The organism is Rhodanobacter denitrificans (assembly GCF_000230695.2).
GTDB lineage: Bacteria > Pseudomonadota > Gammaproteobacteria > Xanthomonadales > Rhodanobacteraceae > Rhodanobacter > Rhodanobacter denitrificans.
Genome location: NC_020541.1, coordinates 1 through 25,781, shown reverse-complemented (window position 1 = coordinate 25,781; position 25,781 = coordinate 1). Strand labels below are relative to the sequence as shown.

Below are 25,781 nucleotides of genomic sequence, written 5' to 3'. Positions count from 1 at the left end.
GCGTCAAAACAACTCGCCCTGCGGCGACGGCTTGCGCGGCGGCACGAAGCGCGAGGTATCGAGGGTGAGTTCGCGGGCGCGGCCGAAGCCGTGCTTGCGGCAGGCGACTTCGAAGCGGCGGCGCAGCAGATCGGCGAACACGCCCTGGCCGCGCATGCGGGTGCGGAAATCGCTGTCGTAGTCGCGGCCGCCGTTCATCTGCTGCAGCAGGCTCATCACGTGTTCGGCACGTTGCGGCGCGTGCAGCGCCAGCCATTCGCGGAACAGCTGCTTCAACTCGTACGGCAGGCGCAGCGTGGTGTAGCCGGCGCAGCGCGCGCCGGCCTCGGCCGCTTGCGCCATCACCGCGTCCATGTCCTTGTCGTTGAGCGCGGGAATGATCGGCGCCACCAGCACGCCGACCGGCACGCCGGCCGCGGCCAGTGCGGCGATGGCCTTGATCCGCCGGTGCGGCGCGCTGGCGCGCGGTTCGAGTTTCGCGGCGAGCTGGTTGTCCAGCGAGTTCACCGAGACGAACACCTGCACCAGTTTTTCGCGCGCCATCGGCTGCAGGATGTCGAGGTCGCGCTCGACCAGCGCGTTCTTGGTCACGATGGTGCACGGGTGGTGGCATTCAGCGAGCAGTTCCAGCGCGGCGCGGGTCAGCCGCCATTTCTTCTCGATCGGCTGGTAGGGGTCGGTGTTGCTGCCGATGTTGATCGGGCTGATCGCGTAACCGGGCTTCGCCAGTTCCGCACGCAGGACCTCGGCGAAGTTGCCTTTCGCGCGCAGCTTCGTTTCGAAGTCCAACCCGGGCGAGAGGTTGAGGTAGCTGTGCGAGGGGCGCGCGTAGCAATAAATACACCCGTGTTCGCAACCGCGGTACGGATTGATCGCCTGGCTGAACGCGATGTCCGGCGAGTCGTTGCGACTGATCACGCTGCGCGCGCGCTCCTCGGTGACCTCGGTGCGCGGGCGCGGTGCATCCCCGTCCAGCAGCGCGCTCTGCCAGCCGTCGTCCTCGGCCTGGTGGCGGATGCTTTCGAAGCGGCCTTCCGGATTGGAGGCGGCGCCGCGGCCCTTGAGCGGGCGCGTCGCGGGGAACTGTTCCGGGGAGGCCGGCAATGGCGAGGGATGATCCATCGCGGCAGTGTCGCGCGGCGACGTCTCAGCCGTCGCGACATTTTTGCGCGGCGTGATCCGGCGCGCGCCGGACGCGCCATGGCGACGCTATGATGCGGCCGTCCGCCGCTGCCGGCGGTGCGCTTCCACCTGTCGGGGCTTACTTCATGCGCTGGCTGCTGCTCGTCTCCACCGTGTTCGCGTTCATGCTGTGCTTCACCCGCCACGGCGCCGGCGCCTGGGGCTTCTGGCTGCTGGTTGGGCTGATCGGCGTCTTCGCCACCACGCTGGCCTTCGTGCAGGCGCGCATCGCCGGCAGCGTGCGCGGGGACAGCCTGTCCGAGTACGACCTGAAGCGGCTGCGCGAGGGCAAGGATCCGCTGAAGCACGACCGCCTGGCTCGATAAGGTCGCCACGGGCAGGAGCGCACCCTGTGCGCGATGCTCTTGGCTGGATTGACCTCAGAGCATCGCGCACAGGGTGCGCTCCTACAGGTCGAGCTCGTCGACCATCGCCTCGCGCATGCGGTACTTCTGCACCTTGCCGGTCACCGTCATCGGGAAGGCGTCGACGAAGCGCACGTAGTGCGGCACCTTGTAGTAGGCGAGGTGATGGCGGCAGTAGTCCTGGATCTCGGCCTCGCTGGCGCCGGCACCTTCGCGCAGACGGACCCACGCGCACACCTGCTCGCCGAACTTCGTGTCGGGCACGCCGAACACCTGCACGTCGAGCACCTTCGGGTGGGCGTACAGGAACTCCTCGATCTCGCGCGGGTACACGTTCTCGCCGCCGCGGATGATCATGTCCTTGAGCCGGCCCACGATGCGACAGTAGCCGTCCGCGTCGATCACCGCGAGGTCGCCGGTGTGCATCCAGCGCGCCGCGTCGATCACCTCGCGGGTGCGCGATTCGTCTTCCCAGTAGCCCAGCATCACCGAGTAGCCGCGCGTGCACAGCTCGCCCGGCGTGCCGCGCGGTACGATGCGCCCGCGCTCGTCGACCAGCTTCACCTCCAGCTGCGGGTGGATCCGCCCCACGCTGTCCACGCGGCGCTCCAGCGGGTCGTCCGGCACGGTCTGGAAGCTCACCGGGCTGGTCTCGGTCATGCCGTAGGCGATGGTGATCTCGGCCAGGTGCATCTCGCCGACCACCCGCCGCATCACCTCGATCGGGCACGGCGAGCCAGCCATGATGCCGGTGCGCAGGGTCGACAGGTCGAACTCGACGAAGCGCGGGTGTTCCAGCTCGGCAATGAACATGGTGGGCACGCCGTGCAGGCCGGTGCATTTTTCCTCCGCCACGGTTTCCAGCGTGGCCAGCGCGTCGAAGCCCTCGCCGGGGATCACCATGCAGGCGCCGTGGGTGACGCAGGCGAGGTTGCCCAGCACCATGCCGAAGCAGTGGTAGAACGGTACCGGGATGCACAGCCGGTCGTACTCGGTGAGGCGCATCGCCTCGCCGATGAACCAGCCGTTGTTGACGATGTTGTGGTGGGTCAGCGTGGCGCCTTTCGGTGCGCCGGTGGTGCCGGAGGTGAACTGGATATTGACCGGATCGTCGAAGCCCAGTTCGCGTTCCACCTCGTGCAGCCGCGCCAGCGCCGCGGCGTCGCCGAGCGCCGCCAGCTGCCACCAGCCGCGCGTGCCGGGCGCCGGTTCGTCGTCGAGCAGGACCACCTCGCGCAGCGCCGGCAGCCGCGCCGCGCGCAACTCTCCCGGCACGCCGGCGGCCAGCTCCGGCGCCAGTTCGGTCAGGATGTCCAGGTAATGCGAGGTCTTGAAGCGGCGGGGCAGCACCAGCGCGCGGCAAGCCACCTTGTTCAGCGAATACTCCAGCTCGTGCGTGCGGTAAGCCGGATTGATGTTGACCAGCACCAGCCCGGCCTTCGGCGCGGCGAACTGCAGCAGCACCCACTCGGCGCGGTTCGGCGACCAGATGCCGATGCGCTCGCCGGGTTCGAGGCCCAGCGCCAGCAGCCCGGCAGCGATGCGTTCCACTTCGGTGTGGAATTGCCGGTAGCTCAGGCGCACGCCCTGCGCGCGCACCACCAGCGCCGGTCGATCGGGGTATGCGACGGCGATGCGGTCGATCAGCGAACCCACGGTGTCGCCCAGCAGCGGCTGCGCGCTGGCGCCGTGAACGTAACTTGCTGCGCTACTCATCGGTGCTCTCCCGTAGTCATCGTACGCAGCCCGGCTGCCAGCATAGCGTCTGCTTCCGGATCGCCGCTGCGCGTGCATGGTGCGGGTCGGCAGCATCACGCTTCAATCACGATCGCTGCACGGCAGAACTAGGACGCTTGCGCTGACATCGCGGCATGGCATCCTGCTGCCCCGCATTACCTGGAAATTCACGATGACTGCGTCCGGCTTGATCATTTTTCTGCTCATCGGCGCGATCGCCGGCTGGCTGGCCGGCCTGATCGTGCGCGGTTTCGGCTTCGGCCTGCTCGGCAATATCGTGGTCGGCATCATCGGCGCGTTTCTCGCTGGCTGGCTGCTGCCGACGCTCGGCATCGGCTTCAGTCTCGGCAGCCCGATCGTCACCAGCATCATCTACGCGATGATCGGCGCGATCGTGCTGCTGGTGCTCATCGGCCTGATCAAGCGCGCCTGACCCGTCCGGTTCACCGTGGCCAACAAAAACGCAGCGGCACGAGCCGCTGCGTTTTTGGTTTCCAGGCGACTGTACTCAGTCGTTGAGGTCGACGTCCTTGGTCTCGCGCACGAACAGCATGCCGATCACGAAGGTCATCGTGGCGATCACCACCGGATACCACAGGCCGGCGTAGAAGTTGCCGGTGGCCGCGACGATGCCGAACGATACCGAGGGCAGGAAGCCGCCGAACCAGCCGTTGCCGATGTGGTAGGGCAGGCTCATCGAGGTGTAGCGGATGCGGGTGGGGAACATCTCCACCAGCCACGCGGCGATTGGTCCGTAGACCATCGTCACGTAGAGCACCAGGATGGTCAGCAGCAGGATCACCATCGGCGTGTTGGTCTGCGCCGGGTCGGCCTTGGCCGGGTAACCGGCAGCGGCCAGGGCCTTGCCGACGCTGTCGCCGAACGCCTTGCCCTGCGCGGTGAAGTCGGCCTTGGCCAGGGCGCCGCCCTCGAACGCGGGGAAGTCCTGGCCGCCGACCGAGACGACCGCCACCGTGCCCGGCGCCGCGGCGACGTTCTCGTACGGCACGCCGCGCTTGGCCAGGTAGCTCTTGGCCACGTCGCAGGAGCTGGTGAAGACCTTCTTGCCGATCAGGTCGATCTGCACGCTGCAGCCAGCCGGATCGGCCAGCACCTTGACCGGTGCCGCCACGCTGGCCGCCTCGATCGCCGGGTTGCCGTAGTGGGTGAGGCCCTTGAAGATCGGGAAGTAGGTCAGCGCGGCGAGCAGGCAGCCGGCCAGCACCACTGGCTTGCGCCCGATCTTGTCCGACAGCCAGCCGAACACCACGAAGAACGGCGTGCCGATCACCAGCGCCGCGGCGATCAGCAGCTGGGTGGTGGTGGCGTCGATCTTCAGCGTGCTGCCGAGGAAGTACATCGCGTAGAACTGGCCGCAGTACCACACCACGGCCTGGCCGGCGGTGGCGCCGAGCAGGGCCAGGATCACCAGCTTCAGGTTGCCCCAGCGCGCGAACGATTCGGTCAGCGGCGCCTTCGACTGCTTGCCTTCCTCCTTCATCTGCTTGAACACCGGCGACTCGGCCAGTTGCAGGCGGATGTACACCGAGATCGCCAGCAGCAGCGAGGACAGCAGGAACGGAATGCGCCAGCCCCAGTCGTTGAACTTGTCGCCGAGCATCCACTTGCAGCCCAGGATCACCAGCAGCGACAGGAACAGGCCGAAGGTGGCGGTGATCTGGATGAAGCTGGTGTACAGGCCGCGCTTGCCGTGCGGCGCATGCTCGGCCACGTAGGTGGCCGCGCCGCCGTATTCGCCGCCGAGTGCCAGGCCCTGCAGCATGCGCAGCGCGATCAGGATCACTGGTGCGGCCACCCCGATCGAGCCGTAACTGGGCAGCAGGCCGACGAAGAACGTGGACAGGCCCATGATCACGATGGTGATCAGGAAGGTGTACTTGCGCCCGACCAGGTCGCCGACCCGGCCGAACACCAGCGCGCCGAACGGACGCACTGCGAAGCCGGCGGCGAACGCCAGCAGGGCGAACACCAGCTGGCTGGCCTCGTTCAGGCCGGAGAAGAACTGGTGGCCGATGATCACGGCGAGCGAGCCGTACAGGTAGAAGTCGTACCACTCGAACACGGTGCCCAGGCTGGAAGCCAGGATCACCCGCTTGTGGCTGACGTCGAGCGCGGCGTCGGCCTGGTTGCCGATGGCGCCAATGGCATTGCTGGCCATGATGTTTCCCCTCCCGAATGGTGTGAGATGCCTCTGCCCGGAACGCTGGGGAGAAGTCGGAAGGTGCGGACCGTCCCTTGCCCCGGGCCGCACCTCGTCATCCTCCCGCTGTCGCGGGAGGTGGGTCGGCGGCGCGCCGGGGCACGCCGCCATGAACCTCAGAAGCGATAAAGCGCGTTGAGGCTGAACTGGTTGCCGGTGGTGGTCTTACGATCCACGCCGTTGCTGGTGGAGTCGAGCTTGTCGTGCATCCATTCGGCACTGAGGTCATACGAGCCGGCGGTGTACTGCAGGCTCAGCGCGGTCTGGCGGTTGCGCAGCAAGCCGGTCGAGCCGTTGCCCATCCAGGCGATCACGTCCTTGCTGTCGGGTTTGCTGTAGGCATAGAACGCATACAGGCTCCAGTTCGGCGTGAAGCTGTAGCCCGCCTGCACGAAGCCGCCGCTCTCCTGGATGTCGCCGAACTGCGACATCGCGCCGAAGATCTCGCCAAGGCCGTTGCCGGTGTAGGCCAGTCCCTTGAACGTCCACGGGCCCGGCTTCCACTGGCCGCCGATTTCGTAGCCGGTGCTCTTCACGCTGGACTGGATTGGCGTCGGCGCGGTGCCGCCCACGCCGCGCAGGTCGACCTTGCTGTAGTGCGCCGAGAAGTACGCCAGCCAGTTCTTGTCCTGCACGTGCAAGCGTGCCTCCACCTGCGGGCGGAAGCCGGCGCTGCCGGCGGTGAGGTAGTTGACGTTGTTGCCCGGTCCGCTCCAGGTGCCCTCGAACGCGCCCACGTCGAGCCGCCACTGCGCACCGGTACTGCCGTGGTTGAGGTCCTGCATCACCACCACGCCGGGGAAGCGCCAGCCGCCGTAGCCGGAACCGAAGCCGAGCGGGAACGCGATGTGCGCCAGCGAGGTCGGCGAGTTGTCGACCGGGAACATCAGGTCCCACTGCTGGCCGATGCGCACGGTGGTGCCGCTCTCGGGGTTGGTCAGGTCCATGTAGGCCTGGCGCAGACGCGGCGTCGGCTGCTGCTGGCTGTACGCGCCGGTGCCGTTGAAGCCGCCGAAGAAGTCCATCTCGATGCGCCCGCCGCCGCTCCAGTTGCCGGCGAACTTGGCGCCCTTGAAGTCGAGCCAGAAGCGCGTGTTGCGCACGTCGACCCCGGAGAGCGAGCCTTTCGAGCCGGGGATCGGGAACAGCGCGTTCTGACCGTTGCCGTAGGTGAAGCTCTTGTTCTGGCTGAACGCGCTGGCGCTGACGAAACCGTGCAGCGCCACCGACACGCCGGGCGCGCTGCTGAACACCGGCGTCGCCGCCACTGGGGCCGCCGCCACGTTCTGCGCGGGTGCCGGCGGCGCGGGCGCGGCCTTCTGCGCCTGGATCATGGCCTTCAGTTCGTTCAACTGCTGCTCGAGCTGCGCCACACGCTGCTCAAGTTGCTGCTCGTGCGTGTCCGCCTGCGCGTGGCCGGCCAGCGGAAGCATCAGGGCGCAAGCCATGCTCAGGGCAAGCGCGGAGTAACGATGGGTGTGTCGTTGAGTCATGCGTGCGTCTCCCCAGGGTCGATGACGAGCCGAGCATGGCCATGCTGCGACGCGGGCGACTATTCGCCTTTGGTCGAACTTCGACCAAAGTCGAGCCGGCGGCGCGCCGCTACCTTCGCGACGATCGGGCTACACTCGAAGCGTGCGCACCGCCGGGCGTCGACGCCTGCCGCGGGATCCCCCTTCGCCACCTTCCACGCCGAGCCAGCAGGAGCCCAGCCATGTCCAAGCTCTATCCGGTCAACCCTTCGTTTGCCGCCGCGTCGCGCCTGCGCCGCGACGACTACACACGCCTTTACGCCGAGTCGGTCAGCGACCCGGAGGGCTTCTGGGGCCGCATCGGCCAGCGCCTGGACTGGATCAAGCCGCCGACGAAGATCAAGGATGTCTCGTTCGATCCGAAGGACCTGCACATCCGCTGGTACGAGGACGGCGAGCTGAACGTGTCGGCGAACTGCCTCGACCGCCAGCTGGAAAAGCGCGGCGACAAGGTGGCGATCATCTTCGAGGGCGACGACCCGAAGGACTCGCGCAGGATCACCTACCGCGAGCTGCACGCCGAGGTGTGCAAGTTCGCCAACACGCTGAAGCACCTGGGCGTGGTCAAGGGCGACCGCGTGGCGATCTACCTGCCGATGATCCCCGAGGCGGCGGTGGCGATGCTGGCCTGCGCGCGGCTCGGCGCGATCCATTCGGTGGTGTTCGGCGGCTTCTCGCCCGACTCGCTGGCCGGGCGCATCGTCGATTCGCAGGCCAAGGTGGTGATCACCGCCGACGAGGGCCGGCGCGCCGGCAAGCACATCCCGCTCAAGGTCAACGTGGATGCGGCACTGGAACGCCCCGGCACCAACAGCGTGGAGACCGTGATCGTGGTGCGCCACACCGGCGGCGCGGTGCACATGCAGTCGCCGCGCGACCGCTACTGGCACACGCTGATGGAAGGCCAGTCGGCCGACTGCGCGCCCACCCCGGTCGAGGCCGAGCACCCGCTGTTCGTGCTGTACACCTCCGGCTCCACCGGCAAGCCGAAGGGCGTGCAGCACTCCACCGGCGGCTACCTGGTGTTCATCAGCTACACCCACGAGCAGGTGTTCGACCTGCGTGAGGACGACATCTACTGGTGCACCGCCGACGTGGGCTGGGTCACCGGCCACAGCTACGTGGTGTACGGCCCGCTATGCAACGGCGCCACCACCGTGATGTTCGAGGGCGTGCCGAACTACCCCGACCACAGCCGCTTCTGGCAGGTGATCGACAAGCACCAGGTCAGCATCTTCTACACCGCGCCCACCGCGATCCGCGCGCTGATGCGCGAGGGCGAGGCGCCGGTGAAGAAGTGCTCTCGCGCGTCGCTGCGCCTGCTCGGCTCGGTCGGCGAGCCGATCAACCCGGAGGCGTGGGAGTGGTACTACCGGGTGGTCGGCGAGGAGCGCTGCCCGATCGTCGACACCTGGTGGCAGACCGAGACTGGCGGCATCATGATCTCGCCGCTTCCCGGCGCGATCGCCACCAAGCCCGGCTCGGCCACCCTGCCGTTCTTCGGCGTGAAGCCGGCCATCGTCGACGCCGAAGGCACCGTGCAGGAAGGCGTGGCCGAGGGCAACCTGCTGATCACCGACTCCTGGCCCGGCCAGGTGCGCACCATCTACGGCGACCACCAGCGCTTCATCGAAACCTACTTCAGCGCCTACCCCGGCAACTACTTCTCCGGCGACGGCGCGCGCCGCGACGAGGACGGCTACTACTGGATCACCGGCCGCGTCGACGACGTGATCAACGTGTCCGGCCACCGCCTCGGCACCGCCGAAGTGGAGAGCGCGCTGGTGGCGCACCCGAAGGTGGCCGAGGCGGCCGTGGTCGGCTGCCCGCACGAGATCAAGGGCCAGGGCATCTATGCGTACGTCACCCTGGTCGCCGGCGAAACCGGCAGCGACGGGCTGCGCAAGGAACTGATCGCCTGGGTGCGCAAGGAGATCGGCCCGATCGCCACGCCGGACTACCTGCAGTGGGCGCCCGGCCTGCCGAAGACGCGCTCGGGCAAGATCATGCGCCGCATCCTGCGCAAGATCGGCGAGAACCTGCCCGACCAGCTCGGCGACATCACCACCCTGGCCGATCCCAGCGTGGTGAAGAACCTGGTGGACGAGCGATTGATCAAATGAGGAAATGGCAGGAGCGCACGCCGTGCGCTGTGCTTTTCCACACAGCGGAGCAAAAGCATCGCGCACGGGGTGCGCTCCCGCCTTGCCGACGAACGCCATGCCCGACATCCTGATCGCCGACGACCACCCGCTGTTCCGCGACGCGCTGCAGCGCGCGGTGCTGGCCGCCATGCCGCAGGCACGCGTGCATACCGCCGACAGCGTGCACGCCCTGCTCGGCCTGATCGAGCAATTCCCCGATGCCGAGCTGCTGCTGCTGGACCTGCACATGCCCGGTGCGCGCGGCTATTCCGCGCTGGCGCACATCCGCGGCCAGTATCCGGGCCTGCCGACCATCGTGGTGTCCGGCCACGAAGAGGCGCAGGTGGCACGCCGCGCGCTGGCTCACGGTGCGTCGGCGTACATCCCGAAATCCAGTTCGGGCGAAAGCATCGTGGCGGCGATCCGCGCCGTGCTCGACGGCGACGTCTGGCTGCCGCCACAACTGGTCGGCGGCAACGCCGAGCTCAGGCCCGACGAAGCCGCCGCTGCCGCGCAGGTCGCCGCGCTGACACCGCAGCAGTTTCGCGTGATGACGATGATCGCCGAAGGCCTGCTGAACAAGCAGATCGCCTGGGAGCTCGGCGTTTCCGAAGCCACCGTCAAGGCGCACATGACCGCGATCATGCGCAAGCTCGGCGTCAACAACCGCACCCAGGTCGCGCTGATCGCCAGCCAGCTGGCGGTCGAACCCGGCGCGATGCAGCCGCTGCCCGAAGACGACGACGCCTGAAGCCGTCCCGGGCAGGCTTGCGAAGGCAACCCGCCATCGCGGAAAGCCCGGATTGCCCCATGGCGGAACGCACGGCGGAATTCGCGCCAGCAAACGGATGGGTCCGACGCGGTATCGGACCTGCTAATCCGCTGAACTCGCGGGCTCCCCCTGCCTGCGTACCAGCGCCGTCAGCAGCGCGCGCAGCGCGGCGGGGCGCACCGGCTTGTGCAGCAGCGGGTAGCCGAGCGCGCGGGCGCGCTGTTTCAGCTCGCTGCTGCCGTCGGCGGTGATCATCGCCACGGGCGGCAGGTCGCCCAGCGCCTGGCGCAACTGCTGCAGCACCTGCAGGCCGTCGGCATCGTCGGCCAGGTGATAGTCGGCCAGGATCAGGTCCACCGTGCCGCGGCGCAGTTCGTCGCGCGCCTGTGCCGCGTCGAGCGCGATGCGGCAGTCGACGCCCCAGCGGCTGAGCAGGGCGCGCATGCCGTCGAGGATCGCCGCGTCGTTGTCCAGGCACAGCACGGTCAGCGGCAGCTGCTTGTCGGTGCCGCTGCGTTGCACGCGCTGGCGGCGCACCGGCACCGCCTCGTTGCGCGGCACGGTCACCGCGAAGCAGCTGCCGTGCTCGACCCGCGAATGCAGGTCGAGCCGGTGGCCGAGGATGCCGGCCAGGCGGTCGCAGATCGACAGGCCCAGGCCCAGTCCTTTCTCACCCCACGGCGAAGGCTGTTCCAGCCGCTGGAACTCGTCGAAGATCCGCGCGCGCTGCTCCGCCGCGATACCGGGGCCGGAGTCCCATACCTCGATGCGCACCTCGTCCACGCCGACCCGCCGCGCGCCCAGCAGTACGCTGCCCTTGCTGGTGTAGCGCAGCGCGTTGGAGAGGAAGTTCTGCAGGATCCGGCGCAGCAGCTGCGGGTCGCTGCGCACCGCCAGCCGCGTCGGCACCACGCGCAGGCGCAGCCCGCGCCGTTCGGCGACCACCGCGAACTGCGCCGTCAGCGAATCGAACAGCTCGGCCAGCGCGAACGCGCCGACCTCGGGGTGGTAGCTGCCGGCATCCAGCCGCGAGACGTCGAGCAATGCATCGAGCAGGTCCTCGGCGGCGCGGAACGAGGCGTCGATGCGCTCGGCCAGACCGCTGGCCTCGGGGTCCAGTCCGGGATGCTGGCGCAGTGCCGAGGTGAACAGGCGCGCCGCGTTGAGCGGCTGCAGCAGGTCGTGGCTGGCGGCGGCCAGGAAGCGCGTCTTGGAGATGTTCGCCGTTTCCGCCGCGCGCCGCGCCTGCGCGGTGGCGACCAGCGCCTCGGACAGCTCGGCAGTGCGCTGCTCGACGCGCTGCTCCAGCGTCTCGTTCACCTCGATCAGCGCCTGCTCGGCGTGCTTGTACGCGGTGACGTCGGTATAGGTGGTGACGTAGCCGCCGCCGGGCAGCGCGCGGCCGCGCATCTCGATCACCGTGCCGTCCGGGCGCACGCGCTGGAACAGGTGCGCCGAGCCGGCCCGCATGTACTGGATGCGCTTGGCCACGTGCGCCTCGACCTCGCCCGGGCCGCACTCGCCGCGCTCGGCGTTCCAGCGGATCAGCTCGGCCACCGGCACGCCCACGTGCACCATGCCGTCGGGGTAGTCGAACAGTTCCAGGTAGCGCCGGTTCCACGCCACCAGGCGCATCCGCGCGTCGACCACGCTGATCCCCTGCGAAACGTTTTCCAGCGTGGTGGACAACAGCTCGCGGTTGAAGCGCAACTCCTGCGAGGCCTCGTCCAGCAACGCCATCGACTCGGCCAGGTCCAGGCCGCTGCCGGACAGCGCGCTGATCAGGATGCGCCGCGCGTTCGCCGCGCCCACCGCCGAGGCGAGCAGCCGCTCCGTGTACTGGATCAGTGCGCGGTCGGCCGCCTCGCCGGCCAGCAGCGGCTTGCCGCGGCGCTGTCCGTATTCCTCGAACGCGCGCACGCTGCTGCGCTCGCCCACGATGCGCTCGGCGATGGTGCGCAGGTCGGCCACCGCCACGCGGCCGCGCCAGTCGCCGCTGCCGCCGCGGCTGGCCGGATCGGCATCCATGAACATCGCCGCGTGCAGGCGCTCCTCCAGGCTGGGCCGCAGCCGCAGCGAGACGAACACCAGGCAGCCCACGTTGGCCAGCAGCGACCAGAACGTGCCGTGCATCACCGGGTCCCAGCCGCTCAGGTGGAACAGCGCCTGCGGGCGCAGCCAGTCCCAGCCGAACGGACCGTGCTGCAGCCAGCCATCCGAGCGGATCAGCGCCGGCAGCAGCAAGGTGTACAGCCACACCGCGAAGCCGCCGGCCAGGCCCACGATCACGCCGCGACGGCTGGCGCCGCGCCAGTACAGCGCGGCGATCAGCGCCGGCGCGAACTGCGCCACCGCGGCGAACGCGAGCAGGCCGGTGGCAGCCAGGTTCTCCGCGTTCGCGGCGGCCCGGTAGTAGGCGTAGGCCATCACCGCCAGCAGGATGATCGCCACCCGGCGCACGCCCAGCACCAGCTGCGACAGGTCGCTGCGCTGCTCCAGCCGCAGCGGGCGGATGCGCAGCAGCGCTGGCATCACCAGGTCGTTGCTGATCATCGTCGACAGCGCCACCGAGGCCACGATCACCATGCCGGTTGCCGCCGAGAAACCGCCGATGAAGGCCAGCAGCGCCATGCCGCGGTCACCGTGCGCCATCGGCAGGGTCAGCACCCAGGCGTCAGCGGCGCCGTCGCGCACCAGCGGCAGGTGTGCGCCGGCCGCCACGATCGGCAGCACCGCCACGCTGACGATGACCAGGTACAGCGGCACCATCCAGCGCGCACGGGTGAGGTCGTCGGTGTCCTCGCATTCGACCATGCCGATCTGGAACTGCCGCGGCAGGCAGAACATCGCGCAGAACGCCAGCATCGTCTGCGCCAGGAAACCCGGCGACAGGCCATGGCTCAGCTGGGCAGCCGGAAGCTGCACGGTATCGGCCAGCCCGGGGCCTTGCCACAGCGCGTAGCCGGCCAGCGCCACGAACGCGAGCAGCTTGATCAGCGACTCCAGCGCAATCGCCAGCATCATGCCGTGGTGGTGTTCGGTGGCGTCGATGCTGCGCGTGCCGAACAGGATCGCGAATACCGCCAGCAGCACCGCGCACCACAGCGCGCTGTCGACGCCGCCGGCGGTCACCATGCCGTGCCTGACCCCGCCCAGCACGCTGTACGACATCGCCACCGCCTTGAACTGCAGCGCGATGTACGGCACCACGGCGACCACCGCGATCACCGCCACCAGCGCGGCCAACCCGTGCGACTTGCCGAAGCGCGCGCCGATGAAGTCGGCGATCGAGGTGATGTTGCGCTGCCTCACCGTCTGCACCAGCCGGCGCAGCAGGCCGAAGCCGAACACGAACAGCAGGATCGGGCCGAGGTAGATCGGCAGGTAGGCCAGGCCGTCGCGTGCGGCGGTGCCGACCGCGCCGTAGAACGTCCACGACGAGCAGTACACCGCCAGCGCCAGGCTGTAGACGATCGGCCGCAGTCGCGGCTGGCGCGGGTACAGCGGCCGACGGTCGCCCGCGTAGGCCACCACGAACAGCAGCCCGACGTACAGCAGCGACACCAGCAGCAGCATCCACCCCTGAATCAAGTCACCTTCTCCCGGCCAGACGATCGACGGGCGCGGCACCATGCGGCCCGTGCTTGTGCCATGGCGGTGCCGGCGGCACCATGCGCGGATGATCGCCGCGCCCGCACCGACACTTGCCAACGTAGCAGAGCACCTGCGCGATGACGAGATTCATGTGTGGCGGCTGGACCACCAGCAGTCGCGCGGGCGGGCACCGCTGCGCGCACTGCTGGCCACCTACCTCGGCATCGCGGCAGAGCAGGTGGTGCTGGCCGAGGGCGAGCACGGTCGCCCCGCGCTCGCCGCCGGGCTGGACCCGACGCTCGGCTTCAACTGGTCGCACAGTGGCGGCCATGCCCTGGTCGCGGTCGGCCGCCATGTCGCGCCGGGGATCGACCTCGAATGCCTGCGCCCACGCCCGCACGCACTGCAGCTCGCCCGGCGTTTTTTCTGCGCCGAGGAGGCCGCGGCGCTGGCCGCCTTGCCGGAGGCCGAGCGCGGCGCCGTCTTCCTCGAACTGTGGACCGCCAAGGAGGCGGTGCTGAAGGCGCTGGGGCGCGGCCTCGCGTTCGGCCTGGACCGGCTCAGCGTCGCCAGCGCGGACGGACGGCTGCAGCTGCGGCGGCTGCACGGCGACGACGCCGGCGCCTGGCAGCTGCAGCGGCTGGCGCTCGGGCATGGCCTGATCGCCGCCCTGGCGTGGCGCGGCGGCGAGCGGCGGATCCGCCTCGGCACGCTTGCCAGCGACGACTGATCGGCGCAGTGTTTCCGGTCCATCGACCGGCCCGTGCGCCACCCGCGTGCCACGCCGATCGCCCACCACCAAGAACCGCCCGCCATGACCCTGCTCAGTGTCAACCTCAACAAGATCGCCGTGCTGCGCAATTCGCGCGGCGGCCACGAACCGGATATCTGCCGCGCCGCGCAGACCTGCATCGAGGCCGGCTGTGGCGGCATCACCGTGCACCCGCGCCCGGACCAGCGCCACGTGCGGCCGCAGGACGTGCGCACACTGGCCGCGATGCTGCGCGGGCGGGTCGAGTACAACATCGAAGGCAACCCGTTTGCCGCCGCCCGCGGCGACTACCCGGGACTGATCGCGCTGGCCCGCGAGGTGCGCCCGACCCAGGTGACCCTGGTGCCGGACAGCGACGGCCAGATCACCTCCGACCACGGCTTCGACCTGCGCCGCGACATCGCGCAGCTGCACCCGCTGGTCAGCGAACTGTGCGACCTGGGCTGCCGGGTCAGCCTGTTCGTCGACGCCGGCAGCCGGGATTTCGAGCTGGCCGCAGCGATCGGCGCGCAGCGCGTCGAGATCTACACCGGCCCCTACGCCGAGGCCTTCGCCGATGGCCAGCCCGCGGCGGCGCTGGCCGCGTGCGCCGACACCGCGCGCCGCGCGCAGCAGGCCGGGCTGGCGGTGAACGCCGGACACGACCTCAGCCAGGCGAACCTGGGCACCTTCAAGGCGGCGATTCCCGGACTGGCCGAAGTCTCCATCGGCCATGCGCTGATCGGCGAGGCGCTGTACGAAGGACTGGCCACCACCGTGCGCAACTACCTGCAGATCCTGCGCTGAGCGCTGCCCCGCGGCCCGCTCACGCAAACAAAAACCCCCGCACAGGGCGGGGGTCTTCGATGCTGCGTGCTGCCGCGGCAGCGCCCGGTCAGAAGTTCTCGGTGAAACCGATCTTGACCAGGTTGTAGCTCTTCGCATCCGCCAGCACGCGCGCCACGTACTGGTAGGCCACCGCGTCATCCGCGGCGATCTGGATTTCCGGCTGGTTGCTCTGCTGGGCGATCACCGCGAGCTGTGCCTTCAGGCCCAGCTCGTCGACCGGCGTGTCGTTCCAGTACAGCGCACCGGCCTGGTCGATCTTCAGGTGGATCGGATCCAGCGGCGTGGTCGGCGGCGTCGGGTTCGGGTTCGGCTGCGGCAGGTCGACCTGGATCTTGTGCGCCAGCACCGGCGCCGTGATCATGAAGATGATCAAGAGCACCAGCATCACGTCGACCAGCGGCGTGACGTTGATCTCCGACATCGGACCGCTGGTTTTGGTGGAGAAAGACATCTCGTTACCCCTTCGGCGCGTCGGTGGTCATGAAGCCGACATGGACCATGCCCGAATCCTTGGCGTCGCCGATGATCTTCTTCACGATCTTGAACTCGGTGTTCTTGTCCGCACGGATCTGCAGTTCCGGCTGGGGCGACTTCTGCGCATTCACCGCAAACTGCGCCCGCAACTCGGCTTCGGTGACCAGGTGGTCATTGAAGTACAAGCTGCCGTCCTGCTTGACCGCCAGATCCAGAGGCGCCACCGGCAACTCCGCATCCTTGGTCTTCGGATTCGCGATCGGCAGATCGATCGTGATGGAGTGCGACATCAGCGGCGCCGTGATCATGAAGATGATCAGCAAAACCAGCATCACGTCGACCAGCGGCGTGACGTTGATTTCCGACATCGGACCGCCGGAATTGCCACCTAGGCTGACTGCCATGGGTCAATCCCTCACTTCTGGCTTTCGACGCGCGAACCGGTGGCGAAGAAGTCGTGCAGGTCGTGCGCGAATTCGTCGAAGCGTGCATAGACCACGCGGTTCGAGCGGCTGAAGAAGTTGTAGGCGAACAGCGCCGGGATCGCGGCGAACAGACCGAACGCGGTCATGATCAGCGCCTCGCCGACCGGGCCGGCCACCGCGTTCATCGACGCGTTGCCAGAAGCGGCAATCTTGATCAAAGCATGATAGATGCCCCACACGGTACCGAGCAGACCGACGAACGGCGCGGCCGAGCCCACCGTGGCGAGCAGGGTCATGCCGCCTTCCAGGCGCATGCTCTCGCGGGCCACGGCCTGACGCAGGGCGCGGTCGATGAACTCGGAACGGCTCAGCGACTCGGCCAGACGTCCGGTGGTGCCGGCCGCCGCTGTGGCCTGCTGGTGGTGGGCGACCGCCGAGGCGGCGTCGAGCGCGATCTTGGAGAACGGCTCGCTGCGCGGCTGGGCTTCCAGTTCACGGATCGCGTCCTGGGTGGAGCCGTTGCCCCAGAAGCCGTCGATGACCTTGTCGGCGCGGGCCTTCACCGTCGCATTGCGGATGCCGTTGGCGACGATGAAGTACCACGACAGGAACGACATCACGACCAGGGTCACGAAGACGACCCAACCGAGCGGATCAAAATTGTGGATCAAATCACCAAAGCCCATGGCCTTCATGGCTTCAGCATTGGTGTTGCCACCCAAAGCTTGTGCGGCATCGGTCGTTGCAGGAGTTTGTAGGAACATAACGCTACCCTAAGGAAGTCAAGCGTGAACTGTAACTGTAACCGGGCGGACCCGGTTACAGCTGGTTGAGATTGAAGTTGACCGGAACGCGTGCGTACCCTTCAACTTTTTGTCCATTTCGAATCGTTGGATTGAAGCGCCAACGACGTGCGGCATCCATGGCAGCACGATCGAGTTCGTGGTAACCGCTGGAGCGGTCGATCTTGATGTCCTTCGGCGAACCATCCACGCCCACCAGGATCATCAGCACGACCGTACCCTCATGCCGCTGACGGATCGCCTGCGGCGGGTACTTCGGCTGAAGACGGCTGTTGTAGCTCAGGTCCGAACTGGCCGTGATATCCGAAGGCGGCGCAGGCGGAGCCGGCGGCGCCGGTGGCGGTGCCGGAGTCGCGTTCGCCGAAACCTCATCCACCGGTGGCGGCGGCGTCGGCGGCGGCGGGGTCGGCGGCGGCTTGATCTGCTGGATGATCTTCGGCGGCGGCTGCTTCGGCGGCTCCGGCGGCGGCGGCGGCGGTGGTGGCGGCGGCGGCGGCGGCTCGATGAAGTTCACCTGGACGATGCGTTCCTTTTCCTTGTGGTTCTGATTCGGTGGCGCCATCGGCGCCACGATCAACAGGAAGGCAAACGCATGCAGCCCGATGGCAACTGCCAATGCCCAGGTGCGTTTCCAACTAAACGGCTCGCGCCCGATTTCTTCGTTACTTGAGGCCATCTGTCACTGTCTGGAGCTGATCAAACCGAAGGAGAACGTTGCCGCAGGGCTTGGCCCCGAAGCCGTCGTCTGATGCCTTGACGGATCCGAAGGGAACATGCCGCTGGGGAGACGCAGGGAAAGGTTTCAACGGTACAACAGCACATGACATTTGTATAGCGCCGCGTGGCGAATCATATGGACGTCCATCCACCCCGCGACCTGCCAGGTGCCTCGGCCGGTCACTCGGCGCCGGTCTTTTTCAGCCAGTCCCTTGCCTTCGCCGCCGTCTCCGGATCCTGTGCGGCCTTCTTCATCGCGGCGATCGCCGCCGGCTTGTTCTTCAAGCCACGCTCGGACTCGGCCAGCAGCATGTACGCCGTACCCTTGTGCTGCACGCCCTTGTCGATCGCCTGCTGGACCAGGCCCTTGGCCTGGCTGTACTTGTTCTCGCTCAGCAGCAGGCGTCCTGCGCGCAGCGCGGCCTCACCGTTGCTGGCCAGCGGGATGGCCTTGTTGTAATAGCCGATCGCCTTGTCGATGTTGTTGCCGATCTCGGCGGACTGGCCGAGCAGCACGTAGGTTTCCGCGTCGGGTTTGAGCACGCCCTTGCCGATACCGTCCTCAAGCACCTGCTGGGCCTTGAGCGCGTTCGGCGCAGGATCGGAACTGTCCTGGCCGCTGATCAGGTACAGCTTGGCCAGGTTCACATACTGGGTGTCCTTGCCGAGCTTGCCGGCGGCGCGGGCCTTTTCCAGCATCTGGATCGCTTCGGGGTACTTGTGCGCCTGCATCAGCACGGCGACCGCGTTGTTGAGCACGTTCGGGTCGTCCGGATTGGAACTGAGCTGGCTGGTAGCCAGTGCGGCTGCCTTGTCGTCCTGGCCGGATTCGGCGTAGCTGGCCATCAGGATCTGGTCCCAGGTCGGCTGCGGCTTGTCGGTCAGCGACTTGGCCTTGGTGATGGCGGCGATCGCCTCGGGATATTTGCCGAGCCGATAGTCGGCATTGCCTTCGAGCGCGTACGAATCGGCGGTTTCCTTCTTGCCTTCGGCGCGCCACTTGGCGATCGTGTCCAGCGCGGCCTGGTACTGCTCGTCGGCCAGCTGGAACTGCGCCAGCATGTACATCAACTGGAAGTAGGTGTCATTCGGCATCACGCCAAGCGCCAGCGAGCGCTGCAGCGCGGCGATCGCGCCCTTGGTGTCGCCGTCGTTGTAGTGGAGGCTGGCCATGCCCTGCAGGGCGAGCGCCTGGGCGTACTTGCTCTTGCTGCCGTCGATGATCGGCTGCAGCAGTTGCTCGGCCTTGGCCTTGTCGCCCTCGTTGACCGCATCCAGGCCGTCGTTGAGGTTCTTCTGATCCTTCACGCTGCTCAGGTCGAGCTTCGGCTCAACGCGCGTCGCGTTCGGATACAGCACTTCCTTCTTGGGTTTGGCGTCGTCGCTCTTGCGCGCCAGTGCCGGGCTGCTGGCCACGCCCAGCAGCAGCGCAATGCCGGCCAGCATGGTTAACCCTCGGGCATGCTTCATGGTGATCCTCTAATGTCTGGGCGTGTCGTGATGACGCGGGGGATTGCGGAGCGTAACTCGACCCGGCACGGGATAACAAGTTGCACTGCCGCATCAAAGCCTGTTGAAAATCAATTGCTTGGCGCCGCACCACGCGGCAAGGCGCCCAATGGGCATGCCGCTGGCCGACGCCTGGCGCCGGCCGGCATGCCAGCGCAAGCTGTTTCAGATGTCGAGGTTGGCGACCTTCAATGCGTTCGCCTCGATGAAGTCGCGGCGCGGTTCGACCGCCTCGCCCATCAGCATCGAAAACATCTGGTCGGCGGCAAACGCATCCTCGATGCCGACCTGCAGCATGCGCCGGGTGTCCGGGTTCACCGTGGTGTCCCACAGCTGCTCGGGGTTCATCTCGCCCAGGCCCTTGAAGCGCTGGATGCTGCGCCCCTTCTTCGCCTCCTCCAGCAGCCAGCCGCGCGCCTCCAGGAAGCTGAGCACGCCGCGCGAGGCATTGCCGCGACGCACCACGGCATCGGGCTGGATCATGCCGGCGATCTGCTGGCTGATCGCCAGCAGCGGGCGGAACTCGGCGCTGGCGAAGAATGGCTGTGGCAGCAGCCAGGTGTGGCTGAGCCCGTGCTGTTCCTTCACCACCTCGATCGCCGCCGTCTGCTCGCCGTGCGCCGGACGCAGCGACATGCGGTAATGCGGCTTGCCCAGCCCGCTGGCGGCCAGGCGGCGGGTGGCACCATCCAGCCAAGTCTGCATCAGGGTCGCGTCGGACCACAGCGCGGGCGTGATCGGCGGGTGTTCGAGCAAGGCGTTCAGCACGGCGGCATCGAAGCGGTGCGCCAGCTTGGCGATCTGGTCCAGCGCGTGCTGGTAACCGCGCAGCAGCTTTTCCAGCGCCTCGCCGGTGATCGGCGGCGCGTCCGGGCTGTAGGTCAGCGCGGCGTTGTCCACCGCACTGGAAATCAGATAGTCGTTCAGCGCGGTGTCGTCCTTGATGTACAGCTCCTGCTTGCCCTGCTTCACCTTGTACAGCGGCGGCAGGCCGATGTAGATGTGGCCGCGCTCGATCAGCTCCGGCATCTGCCGGTAGAAGAAGGTCAGCAGCAAGGTGCGGATGTGCGAGCCGTCGACGTCCGCATCGGTCATCAGGATGATGCGGTGGTAGCGCAGCTTGTCCGGGTTGTACTCCTCCTTGCCGATGCCGGTGCCCAGCGCGGTGATCAGGGTGCCGACCTCCGCCGACGCCAGCATGCGATCGAAGCGCGCCTTCTCCACGTTGAGGATCTTGCCCTTGAGCGGCAGCACGGCCTGGGTCTTGCGGTTGCGGCCCTGCTTGGCCGAGCCGCCGGCGGAGTCGCCCTCGACCAGGAACAGTTCGCACAGCGCCGGATCCTTCTCCTGGCAGTCGGCCAGCTTGCCGGGCAGGCCGGCGATGTCCAGCGCACCCTTGCGCCGGGTCATCTCGCGCGCCTTGCGGGCGGCTTCGCGGGCACGGGCGGCGTCGACCACCTTGGAGGCGATCGCCTTGGCTTCGTTCGGATGCTCCAGCAGGAACTCGCCGAGCTTCTCGTTGACGACCTGCTCCACCACCGTCTTGACCTCGGACGAGACCAGCTTGTCCTTGGTCTGCGAGGAGAACTTCGGGTCGGGCACCTTCACCGACAGCACCGCGATCATGCCCTCGCGCATGTCGTCGCCGGACAGCGCAACCTTGGCGGTCTTGGCCAGACCTTCTTTCTCTATATAGTTCTGCAACGAGCGGGTCAGCGCGGCACGGAAACCGGTGAGGTGGGTGCCGCCGTCGCGCTGCGGGATGTTGTTGGTGAAACAGAACATCGTCTCCTGGTAGGAGTCGGTCCACTGCATCGCCACTTCCACCACGATGCCGTCCTGCTCCGCGCTCAGGCTGATCACGTTCGGATGCAGCGCGGTCTTCAGCTGGGCCAGATGCTGCACGAACGAGCGGATGCCGCCCTGGTAGGCAAACGTGTCCGAGCGCCCTTCGCCGCGGTCGTCCTTCAGCTCGATGGTGACGCCGGAATTGAGGAAGGCCAGCTCGCGCAGGCGCTTGGCCAGGATCTCGTAGTGGAAATCGATGTTGTTGGTGAACGTGGCCGGGCTGGGCAGGAAGCGCACCAGGGTGCCGCGCTTGGTCGACGGACCGACCTCTTTCAGGGGGTACAGCGGCTCGCCGAGCGCGTACTCCTGCAGGTATTCGTGGCCGTCGCGATGGATGGTCAGCCACAGGTGGTCGCTCAGCGCGTTCACCACCGATACGCCCACGCCGTGCAGGCCGCCGGAGACCTTGTACGAATTCGCGTCGAACTTGCCGCCGGCATGCAGTACCGTCATCACCACCTCGGCAGTGGAACGGCCCTCCTCCGGATGGATGTCGACGGGAATGCCGCGGCCGTTGTCGCTGACGCTGACCGAACCGTCGTCGAGGATGGTGACTACCACCTTGTCGCAGTAGCCGGCCAGCGCCTCGTCGATCGCGTTGTCGACGACCTCGAACACCATGTGGTGCAGGCCGGTGCCGTCATCGGTGTCGCCGATGTACATGCCCGGGCGCTTGCGCACCGCTTCCAGGCCCTTGAGGACCTTGATGTTGCTGGAGTCGTAATGCGATTCGTTGTTGGATTCGTTCATGCGTTGACCGTTTCCTGGCGCCAGCGACCCGCCCGACACGGCGCCGTGGATGGCCGGACAGGGTTATGCAATCCCGGGAGATGCAACCTTTTGATTATAGCAGGCGCGCCAGCCTGCCTTGTTCCACGTGGAACACGCAGGCAGGGAGTCCCTGCAGCGCGGCCGGCAGCTCAGTGCCGGTCAGCAGGACTTGGGCGTCGGCCGCCCGCAGCAGCGTCACCACCGCAAGCTGGTGCGCCTGATCCAGTTCGGAGGCGAGATCGTCCAGGCAGACGATGGGCCATTCCCCGCGATGCTCGGCATACAGTTCGGCCTGGGCCAGCAGGCAGGCCAGCGCGGTGAGTTTCTCCTGGCCGCGGGACAGATGCTCACGCAGTGGCGCCTGTTCGAACGTGATCGACCAGTCGGCCCGATGCGCGCCGAGCGTGGTGTGCCCGCGTGCCAGGTCCCTGCCCCGTTGCTCGCGCAGCTGCCGGGCCAGATCCAGCTCGTCCGACCAGCCGCGGCGATAACGCAGCGCGAACGCCCCCAGTTCCGGCAGCAAACCCGCGATGCTGCCCTGCAGCCGCGGGCGCAGCCGATCCAGGTAGGCGCGCCGCTGCCGATCGATTTGATCGGCAGCCTGCGCCAGTTCGGCCTCCCATGGCGCAAACAGCTCGTCGCCGGGGGGCGAGAGGGAACGCAACAGACTGTTGCGCTGTTTCAGCGCCCGCTGGTAGCGGCGCCAGCAGGACAGAAACGCATGTTCCACGTGGAACACACCCCAGTCCAGGTAGCGTCGGCGCTCCTCGGCCGCGCCGGCGATCAGGGCGTGCGACCCTGGCTCGAAGCAGACCACCGCGCATTCGCTCACCAGTTGCCCGAGCGGGACGCCCGAACCATCGAGCTTCGCCTCCCAGCCCGCTCCGGCGCGGCCCAGGCCCAGCCGGCACACCCGCCGGTCGGCATGACACAACTCGGCAAAGATCGACAACTGCGTGGCGCCCCGCTGCAACAGCGCCTCCTTCGCCCCGCTGCGGAAGGAGCGGGCATGTGAAAGCAGGAACGCCGCTTCCAGCACGCTGGTCTTGCCGGCGCCGTTCGCGCCCACGAAAACATTGATAGCCGGACCCAGCACCGCATCGACGTCGGTGAGGCAACGCAGTCCGCGTATCCGAAGCTGCTGCAACCTCACGGGCAAGGCGCCCACAAACGGCAACGCCGGGGTCCCTGAGGGGGGCCCCGGCGTTGCCATGGCTTGCCGTGCGTGGCGAGCGCCATCGGTCGGCCGTCAGAGCCGCAGCGGCATGATCACGTGGCGGGCATGCTCGTTGTCGTGTTCCTGCACCAGGCAGCTCGACTGCGCGTCGCGCAGGCTGAGCCGGGCCTGTTCGCCGCGCAGCGCCGCCAGCGCATCGAGCAGGTAGCCTACGTTGAAGCCAACCGCCAGATCAGACACGTGGGTGTCGGCCTCGACCTCCTCCACGGCTTCCTCCTGCTCCGGGTTGTGCGCCACGATGCGCAGCTTGCCCGGCGACAATTCCAGCCGCACGCCGCGGTACTTCTCATTCGACAGGATCGCCGCGCGCTGCAAGGCGCCACGCAGCACTTCCCGATCCAGCGTGGCGGTCTTGTCGGCACCCAGCGGAATCACCGCTTCGTAGTCCGGGAAGCGGCCGTCAATCAGCTTGGAGGTGAACACCACGTCGCCGCGGCGTACGCGCAGGTGGTTGCGACCGAACTCCAGTTCGACCTGGCCGTCACCGCTTTCCAGCAGGCCGATCAGTTCGTTGACGCCCTTGCGTGGAATGATGATCTGCCGGCGCGCGCTGACCGAGCTCTGCAGCTCGGTTTCCTTCATCGCCAGACGGTGGCCGTCGGTAGCCACGCAGCGCAAGGTGTGCTCCTGCAGGTCCAGCAACATGCCGTTCAAGTAGTAGCGCACGTCCTGGTTTGCCATGGCGAACGCGGTGCGCTCCATCAGGTCGCGCAACGCTTCCTCGGGCAGGCTGACTTTTTCGACCAGCTCGATTTCGTCGATCGTGGGAAATTCGCTGGCTGGCAGGGTGGTCAGTGTGAAGCGGCTGCGCCCGGCATTGAGCGCCACGCGGTCGCCGTTCAGCTTGAGCTCGATGCGGGCGCCGTCGGGCAGCGCCCGCACGATATCGAACAGCTTGCGGGCGGGAATGGTCACCTCGCCGTCGACCAGCTTCTCCGCCTCGGTGGTGGCGACCATCTCCACTTCCAGGTCGGTTCCGGTCAGCGACAACTTGCCGTTGCCGACCCGGACCAGCAGGTTGGCCAGCACGGGTAGCGTCTGGCGGCGTTCAACCACACCAACCACCTGCTGCAGCGGCTTGAGCAGAGCTTCTCGTTGGATGCTGAATTGCATGGCTGTGCTTCCCCTATACCTGCTGTTCTGTCTTTAAAAGAAGTTGGTGGTTGTGGTGGTACCGGTGGATAACGTTCGCGACCTGTTTTTCTTTTGTCTATCAATGATTTGCAATGATTCTTGATTGTGCCTGAAAGGGCGGCCTGCCGGTGGGCTGTTTGTGGATAACTTCAAGGACCGATCTGTCCACCCATTATCCACAGCTTGGGCCCCCGCTTATCCATAAACTTTGCCGATCGTCGCTCAACCGGTCAGCGTGCGAATCAGTTGCTCCCAGTCTTGGCGCATGCGTGCGTCCGTCTCGATGAACTTGCGGATCGTCTTGCAGGCGTGCATCACGGTCGTGTGGTCGCGCCCGCCGAACGCCTCGCCGATTTCCGGCAGGCTGTGCTCGGTCAGCTCCTTGGACAAGGTCATCGCGATCTGCCGCGGCCGCGCCAGCGAGCGTACGCGGCGTTTGGACAACAGGTCCTGCAGGCGCACGTTGAAGTACTCGGCGGTGATCTTCTGGATGTTCGGGATGGTGACCGCCTGCGCATGCGTGGCCAGCAGGTCGCGCAGGGTTTCCTCGGCGAAGTCGGTGGTGATCGGCTTGCCATAGAAATTCGCCCGTGCCGCCAGCGTGTTCAGCGCACCCTCCAGGTCGCGCACGTTGGAGCGGATGCGTTTGGCCAGCAGCATCGCCACGTGTTCGTCCACGGCCACCCCCTTCTCGTGCGCCTTGGACAGCAGGATTGCCGCGCGGGTCTCGAAATCCGGTGGCTCGATCGCCACCGACAGGCCCCAGCCCAGCCGCGACTTCAGCCGCGGCTCCAGCTTGTCCACTTCCTTCGGATAGCGGTCGCAGGTGAGGATGATCTGCTGCTTGGACTCGAACAGCGCGTTGAAGGTGTGGAAGAACTCCTCCTGCGTGGTGTCCTTGCCGGCGAAGAACTGGATGTCGTCGATCAGCAGCGCGTCGACCGAGCGGAAGCGCTGCTTGAACTGGTCCATGCTCTTGGCGCGCAAGGCCTCGATCATCGAGCCCACGAATTGCTCCGAGCGCAGGTACAGCACCTTGCAGTCCGGGTTGCGTTCGCGCATCAGGTTGCCGGCAGCATGCATCAGGTGGGTCTTGCCCAGGCCGGTGCCGCCGTACAGCAGCAGCGGGTTGTAGGCCCGGCCCGGATTGGTCGCCACCTGCATGGCGGCGGCCTTGCCGAGCTGGTTGGATTTGCCCTCGACGAAGGTTTCGAAGGTGTAGTGCGGGTCGAGGTTGTGGCTGAACGCGGCAGCCGCCGTCATGGCGACCCGGGGCGCCGCGGCTACCTTCGCCGGCGGTGCCGGCCGGACCGCACTGGAACCGACCTCCAGCCGCACCGGACACGGCTTGCCGGCAAGCTGCAGCAGCATCGCCTCGATCTGTTCCAGGTAGCGCCCGCGCACGGTGTCCAGGGTGTAGGAATTGGGCGCGAACAACTGCAGGCCGTTGGCGTCTTCGCGCGCCTGCAGCGGCATCAGCCAGGTATGCAGGTCTTCGGCGCTCAGCTCGCCTTCGAGGCGCTCAAGGCAGCGCCGCCACAGATCACTCATGGATAGGATCAACCACAGCTTGGGAGCGCTTGCGCGCGGGGTGATGGGGTAGTCTAGCAGCCTCCCACACGCCCCCGGCCGCCCACCTATCCACAGTGGTATCCACAGGGTGCCCTCCACCGCCATTTGACAGTGGTGTCATTCACCCCACATACTTTCCAACCT

General features: G+C 67.3%; 20 protein-coding genes. 6 read left to right on the top strand and 14 right to left on the bottom strand.

What is annotated here, in order from left to right; all coding sequences use genetic code 11:
* Positions 1–3 precede the first annotated feature (3 nt).
* Positions 4–1,122 carry a PA0069 family radical SAM protein gene (locus R2APBS1_RS00100; protein ID WP_015446351.1) on the bottom strand — a complete coding sequence of 373 codons (1,119 nt, stop codon included), beginning with the start codon at positions 1,120–1,122 and terminating at the stop codon, positions 4–6.
* Between the two features lie 146 nt (positions 1,123–1,268).
* On the opposite strand from R2APBS1_RS00100, the gene R2APBS1_RS00095 reads away from it, so the two are divergent.
* Entirely contained in the window at positions 1,269–1,508 is a 240-nt protein-coding gene (locus R2APBS1_RS00095; RefSeq protein ID WP_015446350.1) for a hypothetical protein, read from the top strand.
* Positions 1,509–1,589: 81 nt separating this feature from the next.
* Here the strand turns inward: R2APBS1_RS00095 and R2APBS1_RS00090 are convergent, their stop codons facing one another.
* Positions 1,590–3,263, bottom strand: coding sequence for an AMP-binding protein (locus R2APBS1_RS00090; protein ID WP_015446349.1), 1,674 nt, complete (start codon positions 3,261–3,263; stop codon positions 1,590–1,592).
* Between the two features lie 76 nt (positions 3,264–3,339).
* Here R2APBS1_RS00090 and R2APBS1_RS00085 point away from each other — a divergent pair, with 76 nt between their 5' ends.
* Complete coding sequence (locus R2APBS1_RS00085; protein ID WP_235645095.1) at positions 3,340–3,717, top strand: GlsB/YeaQ/YmgE family stress response membrane protein; 378 nt, start codon at positions 3,340–3,342, stop codon at positions 3,715–3,717.
* Positions 3,718–3,792: 75 nt separating this feature from the next.
* Here R2APBS1_RS00085 and R2APBS1_RS00080 read toward each other — a convergent pair whose 3' ends face one another.
* Together R2APBS1_RS00080 and R2APBS1_RS00075 are read right to left on the bottom strand one after the other, a co-directional pair.
* Positions 3,793–5,463, bottom strand: a complete 1,671-nt coding sequence (locus R2APBS1_RS00080; protein WP_015446347.1) for an MFS transporter — start codon at positions 5,461–5,463, stop codon at positions 3,793–3,795.
* Positions 5,464–5,621: 158 nt separating this feature from the next.
* Complete coding sequence (locus R2APBS1_RS00075) at positions 5,622–6,998, bottom strand: carbohydrate porin (RefSeq protein WP_015446346.1); 1,377 nt, start codon at positions 6,996–6,998, stop codon at positions 5,622–5,624.
* A gap of 221 nt (positions 6,999–7,219) precedes the next feature.
* On the opposite strand from R2APBS1_RS00075, the gene acs reads away from it, so the two are divergent.
* Positions 7,220–9,160, top strand: coding sequence for an acetate--CoA ligase (acs, locus tag R2APBS1_RS00070; RefSeq protein ID WP_015446345.1), 1,941 nt, complete (start codon positions 7,220–7,222; stop codon positions 9,158–9,160).
* Positions 9,161–9,257: 97 nt separating this feature from the next.
* A complete protein-coding gene (locus R2APBS1_RS00065) occupies positions 9,258–9,932 on the top strand; it encodes a response regulator transcription factor (RefSeq protein WP_007510051.1) in 675 nt (224 codons plus the stop codon).
* 123 nt (positions 9,933–10,055) lie between these two features.
* Here R2APBS1_RS00065 and R2APBS1_RS00060 read toward each other — a convergent pair whose 3' ends face one another.
* A complete protein-coding gene (locus tag R2APBS1_RS00060; protein ID WP_217154268.1) occupies positions 10,056–13,544 on the bottom strand; it encodes a hybrid sensor histidine kinase/response regulator in 3,489 nt (1,162 codons plus the stop codon).
* Between the two features lie 88 nt (positions 13,545–13,632).
* Here R2APBS1_RS00060 and R2APBS1_RS00055 point away from each other — a divergent pair, with 88 nt between their 5' ends.
* On the top strand, positions 13,633–14,277 hold the full coding sequence (locus tag R2APBS1_RS00055) for a 4'-phosphopantetheinyl transferase family protein (protein ID WP_015446343.1): 645 nt from the start codon (positions 13,633–13,635) through the stop codon (positions 14,275–14,277).
* Positions 14,278–14,361: 84 nt separating this feature from the next.
* The gene (locus R2APBS1_RS00050) at positions 14,362–15,105 is read left to right on the top strand and encodes a pyridoxine 5'-phosphate synthase (RefSeq protein ID WP_015446342.1); all 744 of its coding nucleotides are present in this window, start codon (positions 14,362–14,364) and stop codon (positions 15,103–15,105) included.
* Positions 15,106–15,193: 88 nt separating this feature from the next.
* On the opposite strand, the gene R2APBS1_RS00045 is transcribed toward R2APBS1_RS00050, so the two are convergent.
* The 9 genes from R2APBS1_RS00045 to dnaA all read right to left on the bottom strand — a co-directional run bounded on the left by R2APBS1_RS00045 (position 15,194) and on the right by dnaA (position 25,616).
* Positions 15,194–15,598 (bottom strand): ExbD/TolR family protein, encoded by a 405-nt coding sequence (locus R2APBS1_RS00045; RefSeq protein WP_007510047.1) that lies wholly within the window; start codon positions 15,596–15,598, stop codon positions 15,194–15,196.
* 4 nt (positions 15,599–15,602) lie between these two features.
* On the bottom strand, positions 15,603–16,025 hold the full coding sequence (locus tag R2APBS1_RS00040; protein WP_007510046.1) for an ExbD/TolR family protein: 423 nt from the start codon (positions 16,023–16,025) through the stop codon (positions 15,603–15,605).
* An 11-nt stretch (positions 16,026–16,036) separates the two neighbouring features.
* Positions 16,037–16,810, bottom strand: coding sequence for a MotA/TolQ/ExbB proton channel family protein (locus R2APBS1_RS00035; protein WP_015446341.1), 774 nt, complete (start codon positions 16,808–16,810; stop codon positions 16,037–16,039).
* Positions 16,811–16,865: 55 nt separating this feature from the next.
* Positions 16,866–17,465: an energy transducer TonB gene (locus R2APBS1_RS00030; RefSeq protein WP_007510044.1), complete on the bottom strand. Its 600-nt coding sequence runs from the start codon at positions 17,463–17,465 to the stop codon at positions 16,866–16,868.
* Positions 17,466–17,746: 281 nt separating this feature from the next.
* Positions 17,747–19,012, bottom strand: coding sequence for a tetratricopeptide repeat protein (locus R2APBS1_RS00025; protein WP_027489759.1), 1,266 nt, complete (start codon positions 19,010–19,012; stop codon positions 17,747–17,749).
* Between the two features lie 228 nt (positions 19,013–19,240).
* A complete protein-coding gene (gene gyrB, locus R2APBS1_RS00020; RefSeq protein WP_007510038.1) occupies positions 19,241–21,673 on the bottom strand; it encodes a DNA topoisomerase (ATP-hydrolyzing) subunit B in 2,433 nt (810 codons plus the stop codon).
* Between the two features lie 94 nt (positions 21,674–21,767).
* Positions 21,768–22,847 (bottom strand): DNA replication/repair protein RecF, encoded by a 1,080-nt coding sequence (gene recF / locus R2APBS1_RS00015; protein ID WP_041676632.1) that lies wholly within the window; start codon positions 22,845–22,847, stop codon positions 21,768–21,770.
* Between the two features lie 96 nt (positions 22,848–22,943).
* Positions 22,944–24,044, bottom strand: a complete 1,101-nt coding sequence (dnaN, locus tag R2APBS1_RS00010; RefSeq protein WP_015446337.1) for a DNA polymerase III subunit beta — start codon at positions 24,042–24,044, stop codon at positions 22,944–22,946.
* A 243-nt stretch (positions 24,045–24,287) separates the two neighbouring features.
* Positions 24,288–25,616, bottom strand: coding sequence for a chromosomal replication initiator protein DnaA (dnaA, locus tag R2APBS1_RS00005; protein ID WP_007510031.1), 1,329 nt, complete (start codon positions 25,614–25,616; stop codon positions 24,288–24,290).
* Between the last annotated feature and the right edge of the window lie 165 nt (positions 25,617–25,781).